Source organism: Methylococcus capsulatus str. Texas = ATCC 19069, from assembly GCF_000424685.1.
Lineage (GTDB): Bacteria > Pseudomonadota > Gammaproteobacteria > Methylococcales > Methylococcaceae > Methylococcus > Methylococcus capsulatus.
The window spans coordinates 636,876-657,370 of sequence record NZ_KE384224.1 but is presented as its reverse complement, the minus strand read 5'-3'; the positions used below and the strand labels follow the sequence as shown (position 1 = coordinate 657,370).

General features: G+C 63.8%; 19 protein-coding genes. 13 read left to right on the top strand and 6 right to left on the bottom strand.

All coding sequences use genetic code 11. The features are described from left to right. Positions 1-155 precede the first annotated feature (155 nt). From H156_RS0114405 to H156_RS0114395, 3 genes are read right to left on the bottom strand one after another with little or no spacing between them, the layout of a single operon-like run. Positions 156-800, bottom strand: a complete 645-nt coding sequence (locus H156_RS0114405; protein WP_010960473.1) for a c-type cytochrome — start codon at positions 798-800, stop codon at positions 156-158. An 8-nt stretch (positions 801-808) separates the two neighbouring features. After that, positions 809-2,014: a hypothetical protein gene (locus H156_RS0114400; protein WP_017364974.1), complete on the bottom strand. Its 1,206-nt coding sequence runs from the start codon at positions 2,012-2,014 to the stop codon at positions 809-811. A 13-nt stretch (positions 2,015-2,027) separates the two neighbouring features. Then, positions 2,028-3,395 (bottom strand): c-type cytochrome, encoded by a 1,368-nt coding sequence (locus H156_RS0114395; protein WP_026045891.1) that lies wholly within the window; start codon positions 3,393-3,395, stop codon positions 2,028-2,030. A gap of 366 nt (positions 3,396-3,761) precedes the next feature. On the opposite strand from H156_RS0114395, the gene H156_RS0114390 reads away from it, so the two are divergent. Genes H156_RS0114390 through H156_RS0114370 form a run of 5 tightly spaced genes read left to right on the top strand, consistent with a single transcriptional unit; the run spans position 3,762 to position 8,450 of the window. Continuing rightward, positions 3,762-5,693 (top strand): sodium/proton-translocating pyrophosphatase, encoded by a 1,932-nt coding sequence (locus H156_RS0114390; RefSeq protein WP_026597629.1) that lies wholly within the window; start codon positions 3,762-3,764, stop codon positions 5,691-5,693. Between the two features lie 31 nt (positions 5,694-5,724). Further along, positions 5,725-6,480: a ferritin-like domain-containing protein gene (locus tag H156_RS0114385; protein ID WP_010960477.1), complete on the top strand. Its 756-nt coding sequence runs from the start codon at positions 5,725-5,727 to the stop codon at positions 6,478-6,480. A gap of 4 nt (positions 6,481-6,484) precedes the next feature. Further along, positions 6,485-7,387, top strand: coding sequence for a hypothetical protein (locus H156_RS0114380; RefSeq protein ID WP_017364978.1), 903 nt, complete (start codon positions 6,485-6,487; stop codon positions 7,385-7,387). 47 nt (positions 7,388-7,434) lie between these two features. Next, the gene (locus tag H156_RS0114375) at positions 7,435-8,028 is read left to right on the top strand and encodes an SCO family protein (protein ID WP_017364979.1); all 594 of its coding nucleotides are present in this window, start codon (positions 7,435-7,437) and stop codon (positions 8,026-8,028) included. Next, positions 8,025-8,450 carry a copper chaperone PCu(A)C gene (locus tag H156_RS0114370; protein WP_017364980.1) on the top strand — a complete coding sequence of 142 codons (426 nt, stop codon included), beginning with the start codon at positions 8,025-8,027 and terminating at the stop codon, positions 8,448-8,450. Before H156_RS0114375 ends, H156_RS0114370 begins: the two co-directional genes overlap by 4 nt. Before the next feature lie 223 nt (positions 8,451-8,673). On the opposite strand, the gene H156_RS0114365 is transcribed toward H156_RS0114370, so the two are convergent. Further along, positions 8,674-10,518, bottom strand: a complete 1,845-nt coding sequence (locus tag H156_RS0114365) for a dynamin family protein (protein ID WP_017364981.1) — start codon at positions 10,516-10,518, stop codon at positions 8,674-8,676. After that, a complete protein-coding gene (locus tag H156_RS0114360; RefSeq protein WP_017364982.1) occupies positions 10,515-10,787 on the bottom strand; it encodes a DUF4242 domain-containing protein in 273 nt (90 codons plus the stop codon). The genes H156_RS0114365 and H156_RS0114360 overlap by 4 nt, the downstream gene beginning before the upstream one ends. 428 nt (positions 10,788-11,215) lie before the next feature. On the opposite strand from H156_RS0114360, the gene mmoX reads away from it, so the two are divergent. The 8 genes from mmoX to H156_RS0114320 all read left to right on the top strand — a co-directional run bounded on the left by mmoX (position 11,216) and on the right by H156_RS0114320 (position 18,571). Further along, a complete protein-coding gene (mmoX, locus tag H156_RS0114355) occupies positions 11,216-12,799 on the top strand; it encodes an aromatic/alkene monooxygenase hydroxylase subunit alpha (RefSeq protein WP_010960482.1) in 1,584 nt (527 codons plus the stop codon). A gap of 80 nt (positions 12,800-12,879) precedes the next feature. Continuing rightward, positions 12,880-14,049: an aromatic/alkene monooxygenase hydroxylase subunit beta gene (gene mmoY / locus H156_RS0114350; RefSeq protein WP_010960483.1), complete on the top strand. Its 1,170-nt coding sequence runs from the start codon at positions 12,880-12,882 to the stop codon at positions 14,047-14,049. Between the two features lie 16 nt (positions 14,050-14,065). Further along, a complete protein-coding gene (gene mmoB, locus H156_RS0114345) occupies positions 14,066-14,491 on the top strand; it encodes a methane monooxygenase regulator MmoB (RefSeq protein ID WP_010960484.1) in 426 nt (141 codons plus the stop codon). Between the two features lie 10 nt (positions 14,492-14,501). Then, on the top strand, positions 14,502-15,014 hold the full coding sequence (gene mmoZ / locus H156_RS0114340; RefSeq protein ID WP_017364983.1) for an aromatic/alkene monooxygenase hydroxylase subunit gamma: 513 nt from the start codon (positions 14,502-14,504) through the stop codon (positions 15,012-15,014). Positions 15,015-15,168: 154 nt separating this feature from the next. Further along, positions 15,169-15,480: a soluble methane monooxygenase-binding protein MmoD gene (gene mmoD, locus H156_RS0114335; RefSeq protein WP_010960486.1), complete on the top strand. Its 312-nt coding sequence runs from the start codon at positions 15,169-15,171 to the stop codon at positions 15,478-15,480. A 12-nt stretch (positions 15,481-15,492) separates the two neighbouring features. Beyond that, positions 15,493-16,539, top strand: a complete 1,047-nt coding sequence (gene mmoC, locus H156_RS0114330) for an aromatic/alkene monooxygenase hydroxylase FAD-binding subunit MmoC (protein WP_010960487.1) — start codon at positions 15,493-15,495, stop codon at positions 16,537-16,539. Between the two features lie 14 nt (positions 16,540-16,553). Next, positions 16,554-16,874 (top strand): hypothetical protein, encoded by a 321-nt coding sequence (locus tag H156_RS0114325; RefSeq protein WP_017364984.1) that lies wholly within the window; start codon positions 16,554-16,556, stop codon positions 16,872-16,874. A gap of 17 nt (positions 16,875-16,891) precedes the next feature. Then, entirely contained in the window at positions 16,892-18,571 is a 1,680-nt protein-coding gene (locus tag H156_RS0114320; RefSeq protein WP_017364985.1) for an Hsp60 family chaperonin, read from the top strand. 32 nt (positions 18,572-18,603) lie between these two features. Here H156_RS0114320 and H156_RS0114315 read toward each other — a convergent pair whose 3' ends face one another. Continuing rightward, a complete protein-coding gene (locus tag H156_RS0114315) occupies positions 18,604-20,439 on the bottom strand; it encodes a GGDEF domain-containing response regulator (RefSeq protein ID WP_026045893.1) in 1,836 nt (611 codons plus the stop codon). Between the last annotated feature and the right edge of the window lie 56 nt (positions 20,440-20,495).

Below are 20,495 nucleotides of genomic sequence, written 5' to 3'. Positions count from 1 at the left end.
CGAAGATTCGAGCAACTCCGACCGCCTCGGGCTACGTTCTTCACACGGGAGCATGAACGCCGGTCCGCCGCCGTGGGCCGGCACTCCGAAAGAAGCTCCCGCCTCCGTCGCCTTGTTCCGGCCGGAGCCGGGCGTCAAGCCGCCGAGCCTGGGATTCAGCGCCCGTAATACTCGGCCAGCGCCCGGATTTCCTCGTCCGTGAGCTTGGCGGCGAACTGGCTCATGCCGGCGTTGACGTCGTTGCTTCGCTCGCCTTTCTTGAAGCGCTGCAAGGTCCTGATGAGGTAGTCCCGGTTCTGGCCTCGCAGAGCCGGCTGCAGATCCCAGCCCTGGCCGTGCGCGCCATGGCAGGCGGAGCAGGGCGGGATGAGCCGCTTCCTGTCGCCGCGAAGAATGGCGGGTTCTGGCACCTCAGCCGCTTGCGGACGGGGAAGTGCGCCCAGCCACTCGGCCAGGTCCGCCAGGTCCTGACGGTTCAATTCCCGGACCACGGAAGCCATGATGGCTGCGTCCGGCCCGGCCATCCGCTCGGCCTGATAGTCCAAGAGCATTTTGTAGAGGTACAGCGGGCGCTGTCGGGCCAGGACGGGCCATTGCCGGTTGTCCGCCATGCCTTCCGGGCCGTGGCAGCCGGCGCAGCCGTGCTCGGCGTAGAGCGTGCCTCCCCGTGTGCCATCGCCTTGGGGTTTGGCGGCGAGTTCACGTTGCCATTCGGAGAGCGACAAGGCGCCCGCCGGGGTGTCCGTAGTTCCTCCGGCTAGCCCGAATCCCAGGAGCAAAAAGTAGAAAGTTCGACGCATGGGGGTCCTTATCGGGTGATGACGAGGAAGCCGAAGAAGAAATACTGGGCGACCCAGACGATGAGAGCTGCCAGCGCGAATCCGCCGAGGCGGTTCACCCGCGGAGAGGCCGTGTAGATGCCGGGAGTCTTGCCGGCTTCCCAGGCTATCGCCACGGAATAGGCGATGGCGAAGCCTCCCACCCCGGCGAAAGTCAGACAGAACAGCGCGTTGCTGTACCAGTCGAGGTTGACCGCGTAAGTGGACAGTTCGTAGCCGTGCGTGCCGAACAGGATGCGGTGGCGCAGCGCCTCGCGGACGGTGGCGAGCACCAGGATGACGCCTGCGGCGGTGACGAAGGGGCCGTAGCCACCGGAGGCCGATCGGAACAAGGCAGGAATCACGATCAGCAGCAGAATGCTTGCGTTGGCGGCGATGGACCAGAACGACACCGGAAAGCCGGCCGCGCTTTCCGGCAACGCCGCCATCCACCCCGCATAGCAGATGAGCGCGGCGAAGCCGCCCGCCGTCATGAGCCTATTTCCCAGGGCGGCGATCCAATCCAGATACGGCGCGTCGCGCGGTTCCCGGCGGTCCAGGTAGCGCCGGCAGCCCAACAGCCAGGCGCCGGTGACCGGGGCCGCCAGGACGATGAAGAAAAGGTACCGTCCGAGGTTGAATTCGTGGATGCCGGAGCCGGCGGTTTCGAGGTGGCCTTCCGGTGCATACCAGGCCATCCAGAGTTCGGGCCGCAGTGCCTGGGAGGTGAGGGCGTGCATGATGAAGCCCGCCACGAGCAGCAGCGCAAGCGACACGGCCAGCGACCAGCGGCTGGTAGCCGATCCGCCTTCCTTGCCCACGAAATAATGGTGGTACATCGCCCAGTAGGCCGTGAGCAGTATCACGATGAAAGCGATGGCCCAGCGCGCCGACAGCACGTTGGACACGTACCAGAACGGATCGTAGATGACCTGGACGAACAGCAGCGGCGCCACGCCGATCACGATGGCGAGCGAGACCGCGACCTTGGCGGTGTCGAGCATCGGGCCCGCCAGCCGGCGCCAGTTGGCGTTCGATGAAAAGGCCCCGGTCAGGGCCAGGGCGGTGCTGCCCAGCATGACGTGGACGGCGATCATGTGCAGCGCCCAGGTCAGTACCAGGAGAACCAGGAAAACGGCTGGATGGCTGGGCAGTCCGGAACTGCTGCGCAATGCGTAAAGTGTGTCGATGTCCATGAGGGGTTTCCGTTCAGCGGGTGATGGAGTGCCACAGGGGCAGGCTGGCGATGAACTGCGCCAGGGCGTGCGCCTCATCGTCGCGCAACGGGATGCGCGGCATGTTCACCATGTTGCCGGTGACCAGGGCGCCCTTGATGAACCGTTCGATATCCGCTGCGTCGCGGTTGCCGGCGAACATCTCGCCAAAGGGGCGGGTGCCGGTGGTGCCCAGGCCGTGGCAGTTCGAGCAATACACGATGGCCAGCGCGTGGCCGGCCTCCAGTTCATTGCCTTCGCCGATCCTGCGCAGATGCTGGGGTATGAATGGATGGAGCGCCAGCATGCCACGGGCTTCGAGCGCCGGCAGTTCGGATTTGACGCCCAGCGCCGGCACGTCGCGGGCGATGATCTGGTTCGAGTAGACGAACTGGCCGGCGACGTAGGGTTTGCGCATGGATTCGCGCGCCCTTTCTTCCGGCCAGATGCCGAATATCAATAAGCCCACCATCATTCCGGCGGCGAGAGGGACATTGAGCGCGCCGGGACGCACCAGCAGCGCGGCGAAATAGACGACGATCGCCGCCAGGATTGCCCACATCGCCGGCACGAATGATCCGGGCAGCCGGGTCTTCATCAGGAGCTGGGCGCTTTCCGGCAGCGTCGTCAGCCCCCACTGGAAAAACACCGCACCCAGCACGGCTCCCAGGATACCCACCCAGGCCAGCTTCCGGGTCATTTCCAGCCGGAAGGCGCCGTCCCGGAGGTAGGCGGCGATCAGCCCGCCAGCCAGGGCAGCCGCCATCAGCATGAAGCAGGTGCGGCTGAGGATCTGGGCGAAGGTATAGAGGCCGAAAAACCCGTTGAGCGTGCCGCCTTCCGTGAACCAGCGTTCCTGCCCCGGCCACATCATGAACGAGAGGATGCCGACGATGATCAGCATGGTAGCCCAGGAGGCGAGGCCGAAGATCCAGGCGATCTTCAGATAACTTCTGCCGTCCACCTTCCCGGCCAGATAGACCAGCAGATAGATGCCGATCACCTCGATGAAGAAGAACACCCATTCGGTCGCCCACCACCACACATAACTGTGGATCAGGGCCGAAAGCCCGCGAGGGCTGGCGACCGTGGCCGAAAACCAGATGCCGGGACCGGTGATGGAGCCGAGCACATAGGAAAACACCAGCAGGAAGACGCCGTACCGTCTCACATATTCCAGAAGTTCCGGCCGGTTGCGCCGCACGGCGACGGTGGCGAGCCAGGTCGACACCAAGGCCGCGCCGACCGATGTGTGGGAGGCCAACACGTGGACGACGGCGATGATGCCCAATACCCAGCCACTGCCCAGTGCCGGCTGATACCAGGTGGGATAAAGTCCGAGTATCTCCATCGAGTTATCCATGGCGCTCACCTATTCCCATAGGGTATCGTGGGTACGGCGACTCACGGAAAATAGCCAAGAGCGCACCGGGAGAAATTCCCATCGGGTTCCCGGCAGCGGATTCGAGTAATTCCATATATTCGTCCTTAGGTTATCTGAAGGCGCAGGATGCTGACATGATCGGAGTGATACGGTGAATATGACAAAATGTCGCAGGACAATTTGTCGCATCTTCCATTGGTGGATATCTGCCATACTCTGCCCCCTTATAAAGCTTGGTTCAGTACTATTGGTCAGAGTTATATGCATGGCTTATGACGATGGAATCAGGCGCCGCACCGGTGGCGGCGAGTCGTTGATATCAACCAACCAACAGGAGCGTATGGGATGAATGTGAGCAATATCGTTGTGTTTGCCTTGGGGAGCGGAGCGGCGGGAGTCGCCTGCGCGCTGATGAACGCCGGGGGGGTCCTGCGAAGAAGCGCAGGGTCGGCGGACGTCCTGGCAGTGGCGCGAGCGATCCAGGAAGGCACGGGGGCGTTCCTCAAGCGGCAATACATCGCCGTGGCGGTGGTCGGTAGCCTGCTCGCGCTGGCTTTGACCAAGCTCGGCGCCTGGACCGCCAACGGCTTCATCGCCGGCGTCGTTGCTTCGGCTCTGGCGGGTTACATCGGCCTGGCCGTCTCGGTGCGGGCCGAGGCGCGGACCGCCGACGCGGCGGGTGCGGGGCTGGGCGCGGCGCTGTCGACCGCCTTCCGGAGCGGCACCGCCATGGGATTGCTGGTGGCCGGCCTCGCGCTCTCGGCAGTGGCAGGCTACTATGCCCTCGCCTCGTCGGCGGGCACGCCGGACGACGTGCACGGTGGCCTGCTGGGACTGGCGCTGGGCGGCTCATTGATGAGCGTTTTCGCCCGGACCGTCGGCGGAGTGTGGGCGAAAACCGCCGGCGGTCCGCCGCTACAGGAGATGAGCGAGGTCGCGGCCGTGGGGAACCATGTCGGCCATGCGGCCGGGACCGCGGCGGATGTGTTCGAGACCCTCACGCTGGCGCTGGTGGCCGCGATGCTGCTGGCCAGAAGCGTGTTCGGTGCGGACAGCCCCTGGGTGGAGTTCCCTCTGCTGGTTGCCGGCTTCGTCGTGGCGGCTTCCCTGGCGGGCGCCTGCTTCGTGCGTCTGGGCAAGAGCCGCTATCTCGTGGGTGCGCTGTACCGGAGTGTGATCGTCACCATGATCCTGGCCGGCGTGGGCCTCTATTACGCGTCCGAATGGTTCCTGGGCTTGCCCGCCGTGCAGCCCGCCTTCAGCCTGCTGAACCTGTTTTCCGCGGCCTGTATCGGTCTGGTGCTGGCCGGACTGAACATCGCCGCGACGGAATATCACACCTCGAAAAGTTTCGGTTTCGCCAAGCGCATCGCGGCGGCCTCGCGCGGTGGCCCGGCGACCAATGTCGTCGCCGGTCTGGCTGCGGGCCTGAAGTCTACCGGTTGGTCCGTCGCTCTTTTGTGCGCGGCTTTCATTGGTCCCTATCATCTCGGCGGGGGCTTCTCGGGCCATGAGGGGACGGGCCTGTTCGCGGTGGGACTCGCCGCTGTCGCGATGGCTTCGCTCGGCGGCGTCATGGTCGCCATCGACGGTTACGGCATCGCCGCAGAAGCCGCGCATGGGATTGCCGAGACCGCCGGTCTGCCGGACGAGGTGCGCCAGGCCACCGCCTCGCTGGATGCGGCCGGCAGGGCGACGCGTCCGGTGGTGCAGGGATATGTGGTGGGCGCCGGTGGTCTGGCCATGCTGGCCCTGTTTGCCGAATATTCGAAATGCTTCGCCGTTCCCCTGGCACTGAATCTGTCCGATCCGGTCGTGCTGACCGGTCTGTTCGCCGGCGCTCTGATGCCGTATCTGCTGGGTTCGGTGTCCCTCGGCGCGGTCGGGAACGCTCCGGCCGGAGCGGGCGGGCAGGCCAATGGCGGTCTGCGTGCTGCTTTGAAGCGGGCGTCGATCCTGGTGCTGGTGCCGCTGGCGGTTCCGCTCCTGGTCGGCCTCGGCGGCGGTCGGGAGGCTCTGGGCGGGATGCTGGTCGGCGCCATCGTCACCGGCCTGTTCCAGGCATTCGCCATGAGCAGCGGCGGAGGCGCCTGGGACAGTGCGCGGCGGTACATCGAGGATGGCATGTACGGGGGGGCTGATTCGGAGGCCCACCGGGCAGCCTTGACCGGCGACCAGGTGGGAACCGCCTGTCAGGCAGTGGCGGGACCTGCGCTCAATCCGCTGATCAAGCTGATGGGCCTCGTAGCCGTGCTGATTGCTCCACTGTTGGCCTGAACGGTTCCGGCGTCCATCGAGGGAGATGCGCATGCTTTCTACACGTAGCGTTTTCCAGGAGATACGGCGCGATCCCCGGGCGTTCCAACTCCTCTTGAGCATCGCCGCGAAAGGCGAGACCCAGGGCGGTTGGGAGAACGAGCGGATCGCAGCGCTGACGCCCGACCCCGTGCTGGCGCGCAAGGTCCGCCGGCACGGCGCCGACGAAACCAAGCATGGCCTGATGTTCGCGAAGCTGCTGCGCAAGGCCGGCCTGGACGAAGTGCCGGTGCCGGCGGATGCCGATTACTGCATGCTGCTGGAGCGCCGCGGCATCGGCCTGCCGCATGGCCGGCTCGGCCGTGACGAGCCGCTCGGGCTGGAGGAAATCCTGCAGTACCTGGTGCACAGCAAGGTGACCGAGGAACGCGCGTTCGACGAGGTCAACCGTCTGCTCCGGGTATTCGGCGGCGACGCGGAACTGGCGCCGAGCTTGCGGGTCATCGCAGAGGATGAAACCAATCATCTCGCCTACGCCCACGAAGAGCTGCTCCGGCTCAGCGGTCAGGGCCACGGAGACCGCATCGCGCGAATGCTCAAATCCTATGCGCTGGCCGAGATCCGTGTCTACCGTGACGTCGGACTGGCATTCGTCCGGCACATGGCGGCGCTCCTGGGTTGGAGCGGTCCCAAGCAATGGCTGCTGAAGCTGGGCGTCTCGGCAGCCTACATCCTGGAACGGACGCTCGTCTGGCGACGTCTCGCAGCGCTGCGGCCACCTCTGCGCAGCAACGCCATGGGGAGCTGAGACCATGGCGACAGGGAAACCGAAGGCGGGTTCGGCGGAGCACCGGGAATTGTTCTGTCGGAGCTTCATCGACAGCCATCTGCAGTTCGAGCCGGAACGGCTGGCGTGGCCCGAACTGGACCCGGACATGCTGCAGCGGCTCAGGGAGGTGCCGTTCTGGCAGGAGGTCCTGTACACCGAGATGCGGGCGATCCGGATCATCGAGGCATTCGCGCCGACCATTCCGGACCCTTTGGTACGCGAGGCCATGGAATTGATGGCCGAGGAGGAAAGGCGCCACGAGCGTCTGGTCCGCCACCTGATCGCCCGCTACGGGATCGTGATCGAAGCCAGGGATATCCCGCCTTTGCCGTCGGACATCGAACGGACGTTCATCGATTTCGGCTACGGCGAATGCGTGGATTCGTTCCTGGGGTTCGGCTTCTTCCGTCTCGCGCGGGAGAGTGGATTCCTGCCGCCAGAGATGTTCGACGTCCTGGAGATCCTCATGGGGGAGGAGGTTCGCCATGTGCTGTTCTTCGTCAATTGGATGGCCTGGCATCAGGCACGCCGGGGACGGGGCGCGGCGGCTTGGCGCGGGCCGGCCTCGGCATGGTATTACGCCCGCGCGGTCGCGGCGCTGGTGGGCGTCGCCCTGCGGAACGCCCGCCACCAGGGCAACGGTCGGGAGTTTTCTGCTACCCAGGCGGCCGGTCTGATGCCGGGCTTCACGGTGGGAGGGCTGCTCGAGGCGTGTCTGGAGGAAAACCGGCGGCGGCTGGATGGCTACGGTCGGGATCTGTTGCGCCCGCTTTTTTTACCGGCCCTGGCGCGCTTCGCACTAAGGTTGACCGGCAGGCGGATACGTGGGGACATGAGGGACGAAGGAAGTCTGATGCGGCGGGTATGGACCGCACTACGCGGTTAGTCCGCGGCTCCGCCCGGCGCGGCTTGTCGAGGTTTGCGGCGACCGCGATGATCGCCGCGGTTACTCTGGCCCTCGGTCTTAGTGCCTGGCATGAGCATGCAGAGCGCGCCGGTGCCCTGGTGTCCGGCACGCTACTGCGGGAGCCGCGCCCCGTCGCCGATTTCGTATTGACCGGTGACGACGGCAGACCGTTCACGCGAACCGATCTGGCCGGGCGCTGGACCGTCGTCTTCGTCGGCTACACCCACTGCGCCGACGTCTGTCCCACCACGCTGTCCCTCCTCAAGGCGGCCAAGTCCAGACTCGGCGGAGAGGGGGAGCGGCTGACGGTGCTGTTCGTGTCGGTCGATCCGGAGCGTGACACACCGGATTCTTTGCGACGCTACGTGCGTTATTTCGACCAAGGTTTCCGGGCGGCCACTGGTACGGTGGAGACACTCACGGCGCTGGGGCGCCAGCTCGGCTTCGTGTTTTTCCGGAATGCCGCCGCGGACGGCGAGGCCTATGGCATTGATCATTCCGCCGAGCTGATGTTGCTCGATCCGAAGGTCCGTCTGGTTGGCTATCTGATCCCGCCTTTCCGGATCGAAGCCCTGGCCGCAGATTTCGAGACGATACTCGGGAAACGGGTTGCTCCATGACGAAGGTGCATGTTTTCTGCGCAGTCTTGGCATGGTTCACTCTGCCGGTCCATGCCTGCGAAGGGCTGGAGGTGTCAGGGGCCAGAGTGATGGAATCCCCGCCCGGTGCCAGCGTCCTGGCCGGATTCGCGACGCTGCGCAACGGGGGCGACGTGCCGCTCATCATCCGCCGTGCCGACAGCCCGGATTTTTCGGCCGTGGAATTCCATTCATTGGTGCAGCGGGACGGTCTCGTCCGGATGACCGTCGATGATTCGCTGACCGTGCCGCCGCACGGTCTGCTCGTCATCAAGTCGGGCGAGCGCCACCTCATGCTGCTGAAACCGGCCAGGAATTTTCACGAGGGCGACTGGATCACCGTCCGCCTGTTCTGTTCGAGCGGGATGCTGGAAGTGAAGATGCCGGTCGAGAAGGGCGGCTGAAGGTCGCTCCCGGCGAACGGAGACCTCGAAGGTGGTTTGTGTCAGCGGATCTGTGTTCCCAGAAAGGCCAGCCGGACGCGGCCCGAAACCGGCGGCACTCGACTTCGGGTCACGAATCGCCAGAGCGGTTCATGCGGGACGGGCCCGCAGTCTGGAACCGGAGAAAACGGGCAGCATGAGCTCCGCCGCCTGGAAGACGAAAGACCGGGGGCAGGTCGAGCGGCTAGGTTCGGCGCTGCGCCGCTGCGCGTTTGCGGAAGAATTGGATGCGCTCGTCGAAGCCGTCCAGCCAGGCCAACTGCGCTTCGAGCTGCCGGATCCGGGAGCCAGTCCGGTCCGAAGCCCGGGAGCGTTCCGCGGCGCCCCGAGTCAATGCCTGATCCAGGCCATCCGCCACGCCTTCCAGGCGCTGGCGTAGGCGGGCCGAAAGTTCCTCCCTCATTTCTTCCAGGCGTCGCCGAACGTCGCTGCGGATGCGTCCGGTCAGCATTTCCACCGTTTCGGTCAACTGGCGCCTGCGCCTCCGGACGATGCCGTATCGAGCCCAGCGCTCGGCCAGGGATTTGAGTTTTCGGAAGCGCGGCGCGACCAAGTCCGGCGCGCGTTTGAGGGCCTGTTCGGTGATGAGATCCAGCCCCATGGGCTCGCCTGCGGGACGGATTCCCGAGCGCCTTCGTTCCGGCCAGCGTGTTTCTGGGGCCGCGGCTGGCGCGGCGATCTGGAAGAGGTCGCCGGCAAAGCGCTGGAGCTCGGCGACCGTTTCATCGATTTCGCGGTCGAAGGTTTCGGCGATTTGCGCGACCGCCGCCTCGCCTTGGTCTTCCAACGCCTCCCGCCAGTCGGCGAAAGCCTCCGCGACCTCTTGCCGGAGGAAATTCTCCAGGCTCTCGTCGAAGTCCTTCGGGGGCCGATGGTCCTGGCCGAGGACCAGAGCGTCGAACCGCCTGCCCAGGCGTGAACGCACGTCTTCCAGCCGGCGTTCGGGATCGCCTGCGAAAATTCCGTCGGCCAGCAGACGGAATTCCTGCCGCAGACGTCCGTCGAGCCGCCGAAGTTCACGTTCCGCCTGAGCCCGGCGGTCCGCGAAACGGGCGATCTTTTCGTCCAGTTCCGTCATCGGCAGGGTCAGAGAGTTCCGCTCCAGCCCGGTTTCCAGGCGCAACCGGCCGGTCAGACGCGCGAGGCCGGAAGCCGCGGCATCGAGCAGCAGGGCGCCTTTTTCCTCCAGCAGAAAGCGCTCGAGAGCCGCGGTGAAGACCGGGAGGCGACTCGCCTCCAGTCGCGCCGGATCGTTGCCGGCTTTTCCCATCAGGGCCTCCCGAGCGGAAATGGGGAAGAGGCGGACCTCCGTACCCACCGCCTCGGTCAGTACACGGCGAGAGAAGTGCTCGATCGCGGCGGTGTCGGCTTCCTGCAGGATGTCGATCTTGTTCAACAGGAAAAAGATACGGCCGGCGTACTTCCGGACCTCATGGAGGAATTCCAGTTCGGCCTCACTCACCGCCTGGTCGGCGGAGAGGACGAACAGGGCGGCATCGCACTGCGGCAGCCGCGCCCAGGCGGTGTCGGTGTTGTGGCGGAACACCGAGCCGACGCCGGGTGTGTCCACGATGCGCACGCCATTCCCCAGGAGCGGCGAGGACGTCCGGATCAGCACTTCCCGCACGCCCTTCGCGTTGCCCGGGTTGCCCGGCTCGGTGATGTAATCCGCGAGCATATCCGGGCGGATGTCGAAGGGGCTGCCTTCCAGCGGCTGGACGGTGATCCGGGGGGGATCGCCGTAGGCGAGCACGGTCACCACCGAGGTCAGCGGCACCGCCGCCGTGGGCAGCAGGTTCTCACCCAGCAGCGCGTTGATCAGGCTGGTCTTGCCCCGTTTGAACTGGCCGACCGTCAGGACGTCGAAATGGCCGGCCTGCAGCTTGTCACGCAGGGCGAGGGCGGGGCGCAGAGCGGCGGGAAGGTGCTCCGCCAGCTCGTCGATCAGGCTCATGAGTTCGGATTTGAGATCCGCATAGCCGGTCGCTGGCGCCTCACCGGCGATGCCGGAACGGGGGATCGCGTTCATTCCGCAGTGGTCGGATCAATGACGGTGCGGATTTCGTTGATCGCATCGGCGGGAAAACCGCCTTCCAGTGCGTGCTGTACCAGCGTGGCGGCGTCGGGGGCAATGTAGATGCAATACACCTTGTCGTCGGTGACATAGCTCTCGATCCACTGAACCTGCGGTCCCATGGCGTTGAGGATCGAACAGGATTTACGGGAGATCTGCTGCAGTTCGTCGCGCGACAGGTTTCCGGCGCCACGAATCGTACGCTCTATGACATATTTGGGCATGGTTATCAGTCTTACGGTTCTGGTATGGAAAAATCGGCTTGTATTGTGCTTGTCTGAAGATAAGCGCTTTCCGCGCAGCCCGATTTTTTCATGGATCACGATTCCATTGAATGCGGCGAAATGTCTCAGGGTCCGGTCATGAATGAAGAGTTATGGCGGCCCGGTACGTTACCGTTATGTCCGATGGCTGTATCAAACAAAGACACGTGTAGCGATATCGTACACATCGTCCATACCCGTCGGGAGCATTCGGATAATCGTGTCAGTGTTCCAAAACATTGATATATCGGTATACGTAACCGAAGAATAAAGTTGGCACGATCCCTGTAACTAGGTTGTCACGACCTCGTCGGAGGTTGTATGTCCGGTGTTCCGTGACGTCATCGGGCATTCATCATTCATAGAATGTGTTACGGAGGAAACAAGTAATGGCACTTAGCACCGCAACCAAGGCCGCGACGGACGCGCTGGCTGCCAATCGGGCACCCACCAGCGTGAATGCACAGGAAGTGCACCGTTGGCTCCAGAGCTTCAACTGGGATTTCAAGAACAACCGGACCAAGTACGCCACCAAGTACAAGATGGCGAACGAGACCAAGGAACAGTTCAAGCTGATCGCCAAGGAATATGCGCGCATGGAGGCAGTCAAGGACGAAAGGCAGTTCGGTAGCCTGCAGGATGCGCTGACCCGCCTCAACGCCGGTGTTCGCGTTCATCCGAAATGGAACGAGACCATGAAAGTGGTTTCGAACTTCCTGGAAGTGGGCGAATACAACGCCATCGCCGCTACCGGGATGCTGTGGGATTCCGCCCAGGCGGCGGAACAGAAGAACGGCTATCTGGCCCAGGTGTTGGATGAAATCCGCCACACCCACCAGTGTGCCTACGTCAATTACTACTTCGCGAAGAACGGCCAGGACCCGGCCGGTCACAACGATGCTCGCCGCACCCGTACCATCGGTCCGCTGTGGAAGGGCATGAAGCGCGTGTTTTCCGACGGCTTCATTTCCGGCGACGCCGTGGAATGCTCCCTCAACCTGCAACTGGTGGGTGAGGCCTGCTTCACCAATCCGCTGATCGTCGCAGTGACCGAATGGGCTGCCGCCAACGGCGATGAAATCACCCCGACGGTGTTCCTGTCGATCGAGACCGACGAACTGCGCCACATGGCCAACGGTTACCAGACCGTCGTTTCCATCGCCAACGATCCGGCTTCCGCCAAGTATCTCAACACGGACCTGAACAACGCCTTCTGGACCCAGCAGAAGTACTTCACGCCGGTGTTGGGCATGCTGTTCGAGTATGGCTCCAAGTTCAAGGTCGAGCCGTGGGTCAAGACGTGGAACCGCTGGGTGTACGAGGACTGGGGCGGCATCTGGATCGGCCGTCTGGGCAAGTACGGGGTGGAGTCGCCGCGCAGCCTCAAGGACGCCAAGCAGGACGCTTACTGGGCTCACCACGACCTGTATCTGCTGGCTTATGCGCTGTGGCCGACCGGCTTCTTCCGTCTGGCGCTGCCGGATCAGGAAGAAATGGAGTGGTTCGAGGCCAACTACCCCGGCTGGTACGACCACTACGGCAAGATCTACGAGGAATGGCGCGCCCGCGGTTGCGAGGATCCGTCCTCGGGCTTCATCCCGCTGATGTGGTTCATCGAAAACAACCATCCCATCTACATCGATCGCGTGTCGCAAGTGCCGTTCTGCCCGAGCCTGGCCAAGGGCGCCAGCACCCTGCGCGTGCACGAGTACAACGGCCAGATGCACACCTTCAGCGACCAGTGGGGCGAGCGCATGTGGCTGGCCGAGCCGGAGCGCTACGAGTGCCAGAACATCTTCGAACAGTACGAAGGACGCGAACTGTCGGAAGTGATCGCCGAACTGCACGGGCTGCGCAGTGATGGCAAGACCCTGATCGCCCAGCCGCATGTCCGTGGCGACAAGCTGTGGACGTTGGACGATATCAAACGCCTGAACTGCGTCTTCAAGAATCCGGTGAAGGCATTCAATTGAAACGGGTGTCGGGCTCCGTCACAGGGCGGGGCCCGACACACGATCGTTCGATCAACCTCAAACCAAAAAGGAATATCGATATGAGCATGTTAGGAGAAAGACGCCGCGGTCTGACCGATCCGGAAATGGCGGCCGTCATTTTGAAGGCGCTTCCTGAAGCTCCGCTGGACGGCAACAACAAGATGGGTTATTTCGTCACCCCCCGCTGGAAACGCTTGACGGAATATGAAGCCCTGACCGTTTATGCGCAGCCCAACGCCGACTGGATCGCCGGCGGACTGGACTGGGGCGACTGGACCCAGAAATTCCACGGCGGCCGCCCTTCCTGGGGCAACGAGACCACGGAGCTGCGCACCGTCGACTGGTTCAAGCACCGTGACCCGCTCCGCCGTTGGCATGCGCCGTACGTCAAGGACAAGGCCGAGGAATGGCGCTACACCGACCGCTTCCTGCAGGGTTACTCCGCCGACGGTCAGATCCGGGCGATGAACCCGACTTGGCGGGACGAGTTCATCAACCGGTATTGGGGCGCCTTCCTGTTCAACGAATACGGATTGTTCAACGCTCATTCGCAGGGCGCCCGGGAGGCGCTGTCGGACGTAACCCGCGTCAGCCTGGCTTTCTGGGGCTTCGACAAGATCGACATCGCCCAGATGATCCAACTCGAACGGGGTTTCCTCGCCAAGATCGTACCCGGTTTCGACGAGTCCACAGCGGTGCCGAAGGCCGAATGGACGAACGGGGAGGTCTACAAGAGCGCCCGTCTGGCCGTGGAAGGGCTGTGGCAGGAGGTGTTCGACTGGAACGAGAGCGCTTTCTCGGTGCACGCCGTCTATGACGCGCTGTTCGGGCAGTTCGTCCGCCGCGAGTTCTTTCAGCGGCTGGCTCCCCGCTTCGGCGACAATCTGACGCCATTCTTCATCAACCAGGCCCAGACATACTTCCAGATCGCCAAGCAGGGCGTACAGGATCTGTATTACAACTGCCTGGGTGACGATCCGGAGTTCAGCGATTACAACCGCACCGTGATGCGCAACTGGACCGGCAAGTGGCTGGAGCCCACGATCGCCGCTCTGCGCGACTTCATGGGGCTGTTTGCGAAGCTGCCGGCGGGCACCACCGACAAGGAAGAAATCACCGCGTCCCTGTACCGGGTGGTCGACGACTGGATCGAGGACTACGCCAGCAGGATCGACTTCAAGGCGGACCGCGATCAGATCGTCAAAGCGGTTCTGGCAGGATTGAAATAATAGAGGAACTATTACGATGAGCGTAAACAGCAACGCATACGACGCCGGCATCATGGGCCTGAAAGGCAAGGACTTCGCCGATCAGTTCTTTGCCGATGAAAACCAAGTGGTCCATGAAAGCGACACGGTCGTTCTGGTCCTCAAGAAGTCGGACGAGATCAATACCTTCATCGAGGAGATCCTTCTGACGGACTACAAGAAGAACGTCAATCCGACGGTAAACGTGGAAGACCGCGCGGGTTACTGGTGGATCAAAGCCAACGGCAAGATCGAGGTCGATTGCGACGAGATTTCCGAGCTGTTGGGGCGGCAATTCAACGTCTACGACTTCCTCGTCGACGTTTCCTCCACCATCGGCCGGGCCTATACCCTGGGCAACAAGTTCACCATTACCAGTGAGCTGATGGGCCTGGACCGCAAGCTCGAAGACTATCACGCTTAAGGAGAATGACATGGCGAAACTGGGTATACACAGCAACGACACCCGCGACGCCTGGGTGAACAAGATCGCGCAGCTCAACACCCTGGAAAAAGCGGCCGAGATGCTGAAGCAGTTCCGGATGGACCACACCACGCCGTTCCGCAACAGCTACGAACTGGACAACGACTACCTCTGGATCGAGGCCAAGCTCGAAGAGAAGGTCGCCGTCCTCAAGGCACGCGCCTTCAACGAGGTGGACTTCCGTCATAAGACCGCTTTCGGCGAGGATGCCAAGTCCGTTCTGGACGGCACCATCGCGAAGATGAACGCGGCCAAGGACAAGTGGGAGGCGGAGAAGATCCATATCGGTTTCCGCCAGGCCTACAAGCCGCCGATCATGCCGGTGAACTATTTCCTGGACGGCGAGCGTCAGTTGGGGACCCGGCTGATGGAACTGCGCAACCTCAACTACTACGACACGCCGCTGGAAGAACTGCGCAAACAGCGCGGTGTGCGGGTGGTGCATCTGCAGGCGCCGCACTGAAGGGAGGAAGTCTCGCCCTGGACGCGACGGCATGGCCGTGAAGTCCAGGGGGCAGGGATGCCGTTCCGGGCCGGCAGGCCGGCCCGGAATCTCTGGTTTTCAGGGGGCGTGCCGGTCCAAGGCTCCCCCCTCCATCTTTCGTAAGGAAATCACCATGGTCGAATCGGCATTTCAGCCATTTTCGGGCGACGCAGACGAATGGTTCGAGGAACCACGGCCCCAGGCCGGTTTCTTCCCTTCCGCGGACTGGCATCTGCTCAAACGGGACGAGACCTACGCAGCCTATGCCAAGGATCTCGATTTCATGTGGCGGTGGGTCATCGTCCGGGAAGAAAGGATCGTCCAGGAGGGTTGCTCGATCAGCCTGGAGTCGTCGATCCGCGCCGTGACGCACGTACTGAATTATTTTGGTATGACCGAACAACGCGCCCCGGCAGAGGACCGGACCGGCGGAGTTCAACATTGAACAGGTAAGTTTATGCAGCGAGTTCACACTATCACGGCGGTGACGGAGGATGGCGAATCGCTCCGCTTCGAATGCCGTTCGGACGAGGACGTCATCACCGCCGCCCTGCGCCAGAACATCTTTCTGATGTCGTCCTGCCGGGAGGGCGGCTGTGCGACCTGCAAGGCCTTGTGCAGCGAAGGGGACTACGACCTCAAGGGCTGCAGCGTTCAGGCGCTGCCGCCGGAAGAGGAGGAGGAAGGGTTGGTGCTGTTGTGCCGGACCTACCCGAAGACCGACCTGGAAATCGAACTGCCCTATACCCATTGCCGCATCAGTTTTGGTGAGGTCGGCAGTTTCGAGGCGGAGGTCGTCGGCCTCAACTGGGTTTCGAGCAACACCGTCCAGTTTCTTTTGCAGAAGCGGCCCGACGAGTGCGGCAACCGGGGCGTGAAATTCGAACCCGGTCAGTTCATGGACCTGACCATCCCCGGCACCGATGTCTCCCGCTCCTACTCGCCGGCGAACCTTCCGAATCCCGAAGGCCGCCTGGAGTTCCTGATCCGCGTGTTACCGGAGGGACGGTTTTCGGACTACCTGCGCAATGACGCGCGTGTCGGCCAGGTCCTCTCGGTCAAAGGGCCGTTGGGCGTGTTCGGCCTCAAGGAGCGGGGCATGGCGCCGCGCTATTTCGTGGCCGGCGGCACCGGGTTGGCGCCGGTGGTCTCGATGGTGCGGCAGATGCAGGAGTGGACCGCGCCGAACGAGACCCGCATCTATTTCGGTGTGAACACCGAGCCAGAATTGTTCTACATCGACGAGCTCAAATCCCTGGAACGATCGATGCGCAATCTTACCGTGAAGGCCTGTGTCTGGCACCCGAGCGGGGACTGGGAAGGCGAGCAGGGTTCGCCCATCGATGCGTTGCGGGAAGATCTGGAGTCCTCCGACGCCAACCCGGACATTTATTTGTGCGGTCCGCCGGGCATGATCGATGCCGCCTGCGAGCTGGTACGCAGCCGCGGTATCCCCGGCGAACAGGTCTTCTTCGAAAAATTCCTGCCGTCCGGGGCGGCCTGAACCGGGGAAGTACCGTGACCACCGAGCAGTTCCCGCCCCAATTCCTGCGTGAAATGATCGAGCAGCTGGACGCCAGCATCCAGGAGCTCGCACGCAAGGAAAAGGGACTTGCGGCATCCCTGGGCACGGGCCGGGTCGCCGAGCTCAAGGAATACTGGGACCACGTTCTCACTCCCGAGGAGGAATGGGAGCTCAAGCGGACCATGGACTTCCGCGACCGGGAACTGGTGTGGATCTGGTCCCGTCTCAGGCGGGCCCGAACCTCCCGCGCCAATGCCGGCGAGGCCTATATGCGCCACCTGTCGCCGGCGGCGCGAAAAAGCGAACAATCCTGAAACGGAGTCGAACCAACATGGCAAAGGAAGTGGTTTACAGGGGGAGTGCGCGGCAGCGCATGATGCAGGGCATCGAGATACTCGCGCGGGCGGCGATACCGACGCTGGGAGCCACCGGCCCCAGCGTCATGATCCAGCACCGTGCCGATGGCCTACCCCCCATTTCGACGCGGGACGGCGTCACGGTGGCAAACTCCATCGTACTCAAGGACCGTGTCGCGAATCTCGGTGCCCGGCTGCTGCGTGACGTCGCCGGCACCATGTCCCGCGAAGCAGGGGATGGCACCACCACCGCCATCGTGCTGGCCCGCCATATCGCCCGGGAGATGTTCAAGAGCCTCGCGGTCGGGGCCGATCCCATCGCTCTCAAGCGTGGTATCGACCGTGCCGTCGCCCGCGTGAGCGAGGACATCGGGGCTCGGGCCTGGCGCGGCGACAAGGAATCGGTCATCCTGGGGGTGGCCGCGGTGGCGACCAAGGGCGAGCCGGGCGTGGGCCGGCTGCTGCTGGAGGCGCTGGACGCGGTCGGCGTCCATGGCGCCGTGTCGATCGAACTGGGGCAGCGGCGCGAGGACCTGCTCGATGTGGTCGACGGGTATCGTTGGGAAAAAGGTTATCTGTCGCCCTATTTTGTGACCGACCGGGCTCGCGAGCTGGCCGAACTCGAAGACGTCTACCTCTTGATGACCGATCGGGAGGTGGTCGATTTCATCGATTTGGTACCCCTGCTGGAGGCGGTGACCGAGGCCGGTGGCAGCCTCCTGATCGCCGCCGACCGTGTCCACGAGAAGGCACTGGCCGGCCTTTTGCTCAATCACGTTCGCGGCGTCTTCAAGGCCGTCGCGGTCACCGCGCCCGGATTCGGCGACAAGCGGCCGAACCGCCTTTTGGATCTGGCGGCGTTGACCGGTGGGCGGGCGGTCCTGGAAGCGCAGGGCGACCGATTGGACCGGGTCACGCTGGCCGACCTGGGGCGGGTGCGGCGGGCGGTCGTCAGCGCCGACGATACTGCGCTGCTCGGCATACCGGGCACCGAAGCCTCCCGGGCCCGCTTGGAGGGTTTGCGCCTGGAAGCGGAGCAGTACCGGGCGCTCAAGCCTGGTCAGGGATCGGCGACGGGGCGCTTGCACGAGCTCGAGGAAATCGAGGCCCGGATCATCGGTCTGAGCGGCAAGTCCGCGGTCTACCGCGTGGGCGGCGTGACCGACGTGGAGATGAAGGAGCGGATGGTACGGATCGAAAATGCCTACCGCTCGGTGGTGTCTGCACTGGAGGAGGGGGTGTTGCCCGGCGGCGGTGTCGGGTTTCTGGGCAGCATGCCCGTTTTGGCCGAGCTGGAAGCGCGCGATGCCGACGAAGCACGCGGCATCGGCATCGTCCGTTCCGCACTGACGGAGCCCCTCCGGATCATCGGAGAAAATTCGGGACTGTCAGGAGAGGCCGTCGTCGCCAAGGTCATGGATCACGCCAATCCCTCGTGGGGTTACGATCAGGAAAGCGGAAGTTTCTGCGACCTCCACGCCAGAGGCATTTGGGATGCCGCCAAGGTGCTCAGGCTGGCCCTGGAAAAAGCCGCGTCGGTGGCCGGCACGTTTCTCACCACCGAAGCCGTGGTACTGGAGATTCCTGACACTGACGCTTTCGCCGGTTTCAGTGCGGAGTGGGCCGCCGCGACCCGGGAGGATCCGCGGGTCTGAGCGGGGGAGGACGCCCTCGAATCCTGGGATAGTCAGAGACCGGCATAGCGTACGCCGTTACGCCCGTTCTGCTTGACCTGGTAAAGGGCGTTGTCCGCCTTCAGCAGCAGGTCCTTCAGGCTGGGGGCGGACGTGGAGTCCGCCACGCCGATGCTGGCCGTCAGCGGGCGGGACAGCTTGAGTTTCGCCGGCTGCTGCTGCTCGACCGCGCTGCGGACGCGCTCGGCGGTCTGGATGGCGGCTGGCCCTGCCGTGTCCGGGATGATGATCAGAAATTCTTCGCCTCCCATCCGGCAAACGACGTCGCTGGTGCGCACGGTTTCGCGCATGACGCGCGCGGCATGGACGAGCGCCTGGTCTCCGGCGTCATGGCCGAGGGAGTCGTTGACGGATTTGAACCAGTCGAGGTCGAGCATCATGATGCTCAGCGGGCGGCCGAACGTCCGCGCCTGCGCCCATTCCCGTTCCAGCCTGTCCATCGCGTAGCGGCGGTTGGGCAGGCCGGTGAGCTGGTCTGTATGGGCCATCAGTTCCAGGCGGCGGTTCGCAGCGGCCAGTTCCGACGAGTAGCGTTCGATTTCCTTGCGTTCCCGCGCGAGCTTCTTGTGTAGGGTGATGATGCGTTGACCGGCCCGTATGCGCGCCTTGAGGACCCTGACACTGGGAGGCTTGATGACATAATCGTCGATGCCGGCGCCGAAGGCTTCGACCAACGCATCCTCACTCTCGCTTGCCGTGAGCATCACGATGTAAACATTGCCGCCGAGCGCCGATTCACGCAATGCTCTGCACAGTTCCAGCCCGTTCATGGGTTTCATGTGCCAGTCCGTGATCACCATTTCCGGTTGGTGCTCGAGCGCGTATGCGAGCGCGGTTTCGCCATCCCGCCGTGAGGCGACGTGGTGCCCGTCTGCTTCGAGTTGCCGGGAGAGGCGGGCGAGCATGATGGGATCATCGTCCGCGAGCAGCACGTGCAGTTTTTCGTCCGTCTGTGGCGGCGGACGGGAAGGCTCCGCCCCTCCGGTCGGGGCGTCCCCGGGGAGGCCGATCGTCCGGGTCCAGTCGAGCCAATCCGCCGGCGGGTCTGCGAGCAAACGAGCCAGGTCTTCGTCGCCGAGTCCGCATCGTCGTGCTTCCGCCCGCAGCAATGGGGACAACGCCGCGCGCCGCGGTTCTTCGGCAAGACGGTGATCCGCGATGTGTTGCGCCAGGGCCAGCTGTCGCGCGAAGCGGCCGGTGCGGCCTTCGTCCCGGATTTCGTCCTGTTGGCTCAATTGGAGCGCGTCGATGAAAACCTGCGGAAACCCCCAGTCCGTCAGCAGCATCCGGGTCAGCTCGTCGTGATCGGTGGCAAAGCGTTCCCGTTCAAGGGCGATCAAGGCTTCGCCGTCCGCTTTCCGGAGACACTCGCTGTATTCCTCCGGCCAGGCGGTGGCCAGCGCGAGACGGCCGACGTCGGCCAACAGACCCAGTGTGAAAGCCTCCTTGGGGGCTACGGTGGATGCCTGGGCCGTGATCGATTGGAGTGCAACGGCGCGGGCTAGGGACTTTTGCCAGTAGGCTGCGTAATCGAACGCCTCGCATCTGCCTTCACGATGGGCATCGATGAGCGAGAGGCTCAGGGCGAACTGTCGGACGGCCGGGAGGCCGACGAGGTCGATGGCGTCGATGACGCTGGCGACGGGCCGGCGCGTGCCCTGGGCAGGAGCATTGGCGAAGCGCAATATCCGCCCAGTGAGCGCAGGATCGGTCTGGATCAACTGAGCCAAGGCTTCGGCAGTGACGTCCTCGCTCTGGGCCAGGTTCAGGATCGCCGCGGCCGTGCGGGAGGCGGTGGGCAGCGAGTCGCACAGCATTGGCTTATGCATGTTCCACCTGTCCGGGACCGAACGCGACGAAGCGTGCCGGTCGGGTGTCCCTGCGG

Coding starts and splice junctions, on each gene's coding strand:
- H156_RS0114315 (WP_026045893.1), bottom strand. CDS start 20,439: ATGCATAAGCCAATGCTGTGCGACTCGCTGCCCACCGCCTCCCGCACG.
- H156_RS0114370 (WP_017364980.1), top strand. CDS start 8,025: ATGACGAAGGTGCATGTTTTCTGCGCAGTCTTGGCATGGTTCACTCTG.
- H156_RS0114360 (WP_017364982.1), bottom strand. CDS start 10,787: ATGCCCAAATATGTCATAGAGCGTACGATTCGTGGCGCCGGAAACCTG.
- mmoC (WP_010960487.1), top strand. CDS start 15,493: ATGCAGCGAGTTCACACTATCACGGCGGTGACGGAGGATGGCGAATCG.
- H156_RS0114365 (WP_017364981.1), bottom strand. CDS start 10,518: ATGAACGCGATCCCCCGTTCCGGCATCGCCGGTGAGGCGCCAGCGACC.
- H156_RS0114405 (WP_010960473.1), bottom strand. CDS start 800: ATGCGTCGAACTTTCTACTTTTTGCTCCTGGGATTCGGGCTAGCCGGA.
- mmoB (WP_010960484.1), top strand. CDS start 14,066: ATGAGCGTAAACAGCAACGCATACGACGCCGGCATCATGGGCCTGAAA.
- mmoX (WP_010960482.1), top strand. CDS start 11,216: ATGGCACTTAGCACCGCAACCAAGGCCGCGACGGACGCGCTGGCTGCC.
- mmoY (WP_010960483.1), top strand. CDS start 12,880: ATGAGCATGTTAGGAGAAAGACGCCGCGGTCTGACCGATCCGGAAATG.
- mmoZ (WP_017364983.1), top strand. CDS start 14,502: ATGGCGAAACTGGGTATACACAGCAACGACACCCGCGACGCCTGGGTG.
- H156_RS0114385 (WP_010960477.1), top strand. CDS start 5,725: ATGCTTTCTACACGTAGCGTTTTCCAGGAGATACGGCGCGATCCCCGG.
- mmoD (WP_010960486.1), top strand. CDS start 15,169: ATGGTCGAATCGGCATTTCAGCCATTTTCGGGCGACGCAGACGAATGG.
- H156_RS0114400 (WP_017364974.1), bottom strand. CDS start 2,014: ATGGACATCGACACACTTTACGCATTGCGCAGCAGTTCCGGACTGCCC.
- H156_RS0114375 (WP_017364979.1), top strand. CDS start 7,435: ATGATCGCCGCGGTTACTCTGGCCCTCGGTCTTAGTGCCTGGCATGAG.
- H156_RS0114320 (WP_017364985.1), top strand. CDS start 16,892: ATGGCAAAGGAAGTGGTTTACAGGGGGAGTGCGCGGCAGCGCATGATG.
- H156_RS0114395 (WP_026045891.1), bottom strand. CDS start 3,395: ATGGATAACTCGATGGAGATACTCGGACTTTATCCCACCTGGTATCAG.
- H156_RS0114380 (WP_017364978.1), top strand. CDS start 6,485: ATGGCGACAGGGAAACCGAAGGCGGGTTCGGCGGAGCACCGGGAATTG.
- H156_RS0114390 (WP_026597629.1), top strand. CDS start 3,762: ATGAATGTGAGCAATATCGTTGTGTTTGCCTTGGGGAGCGGAGCGGCG.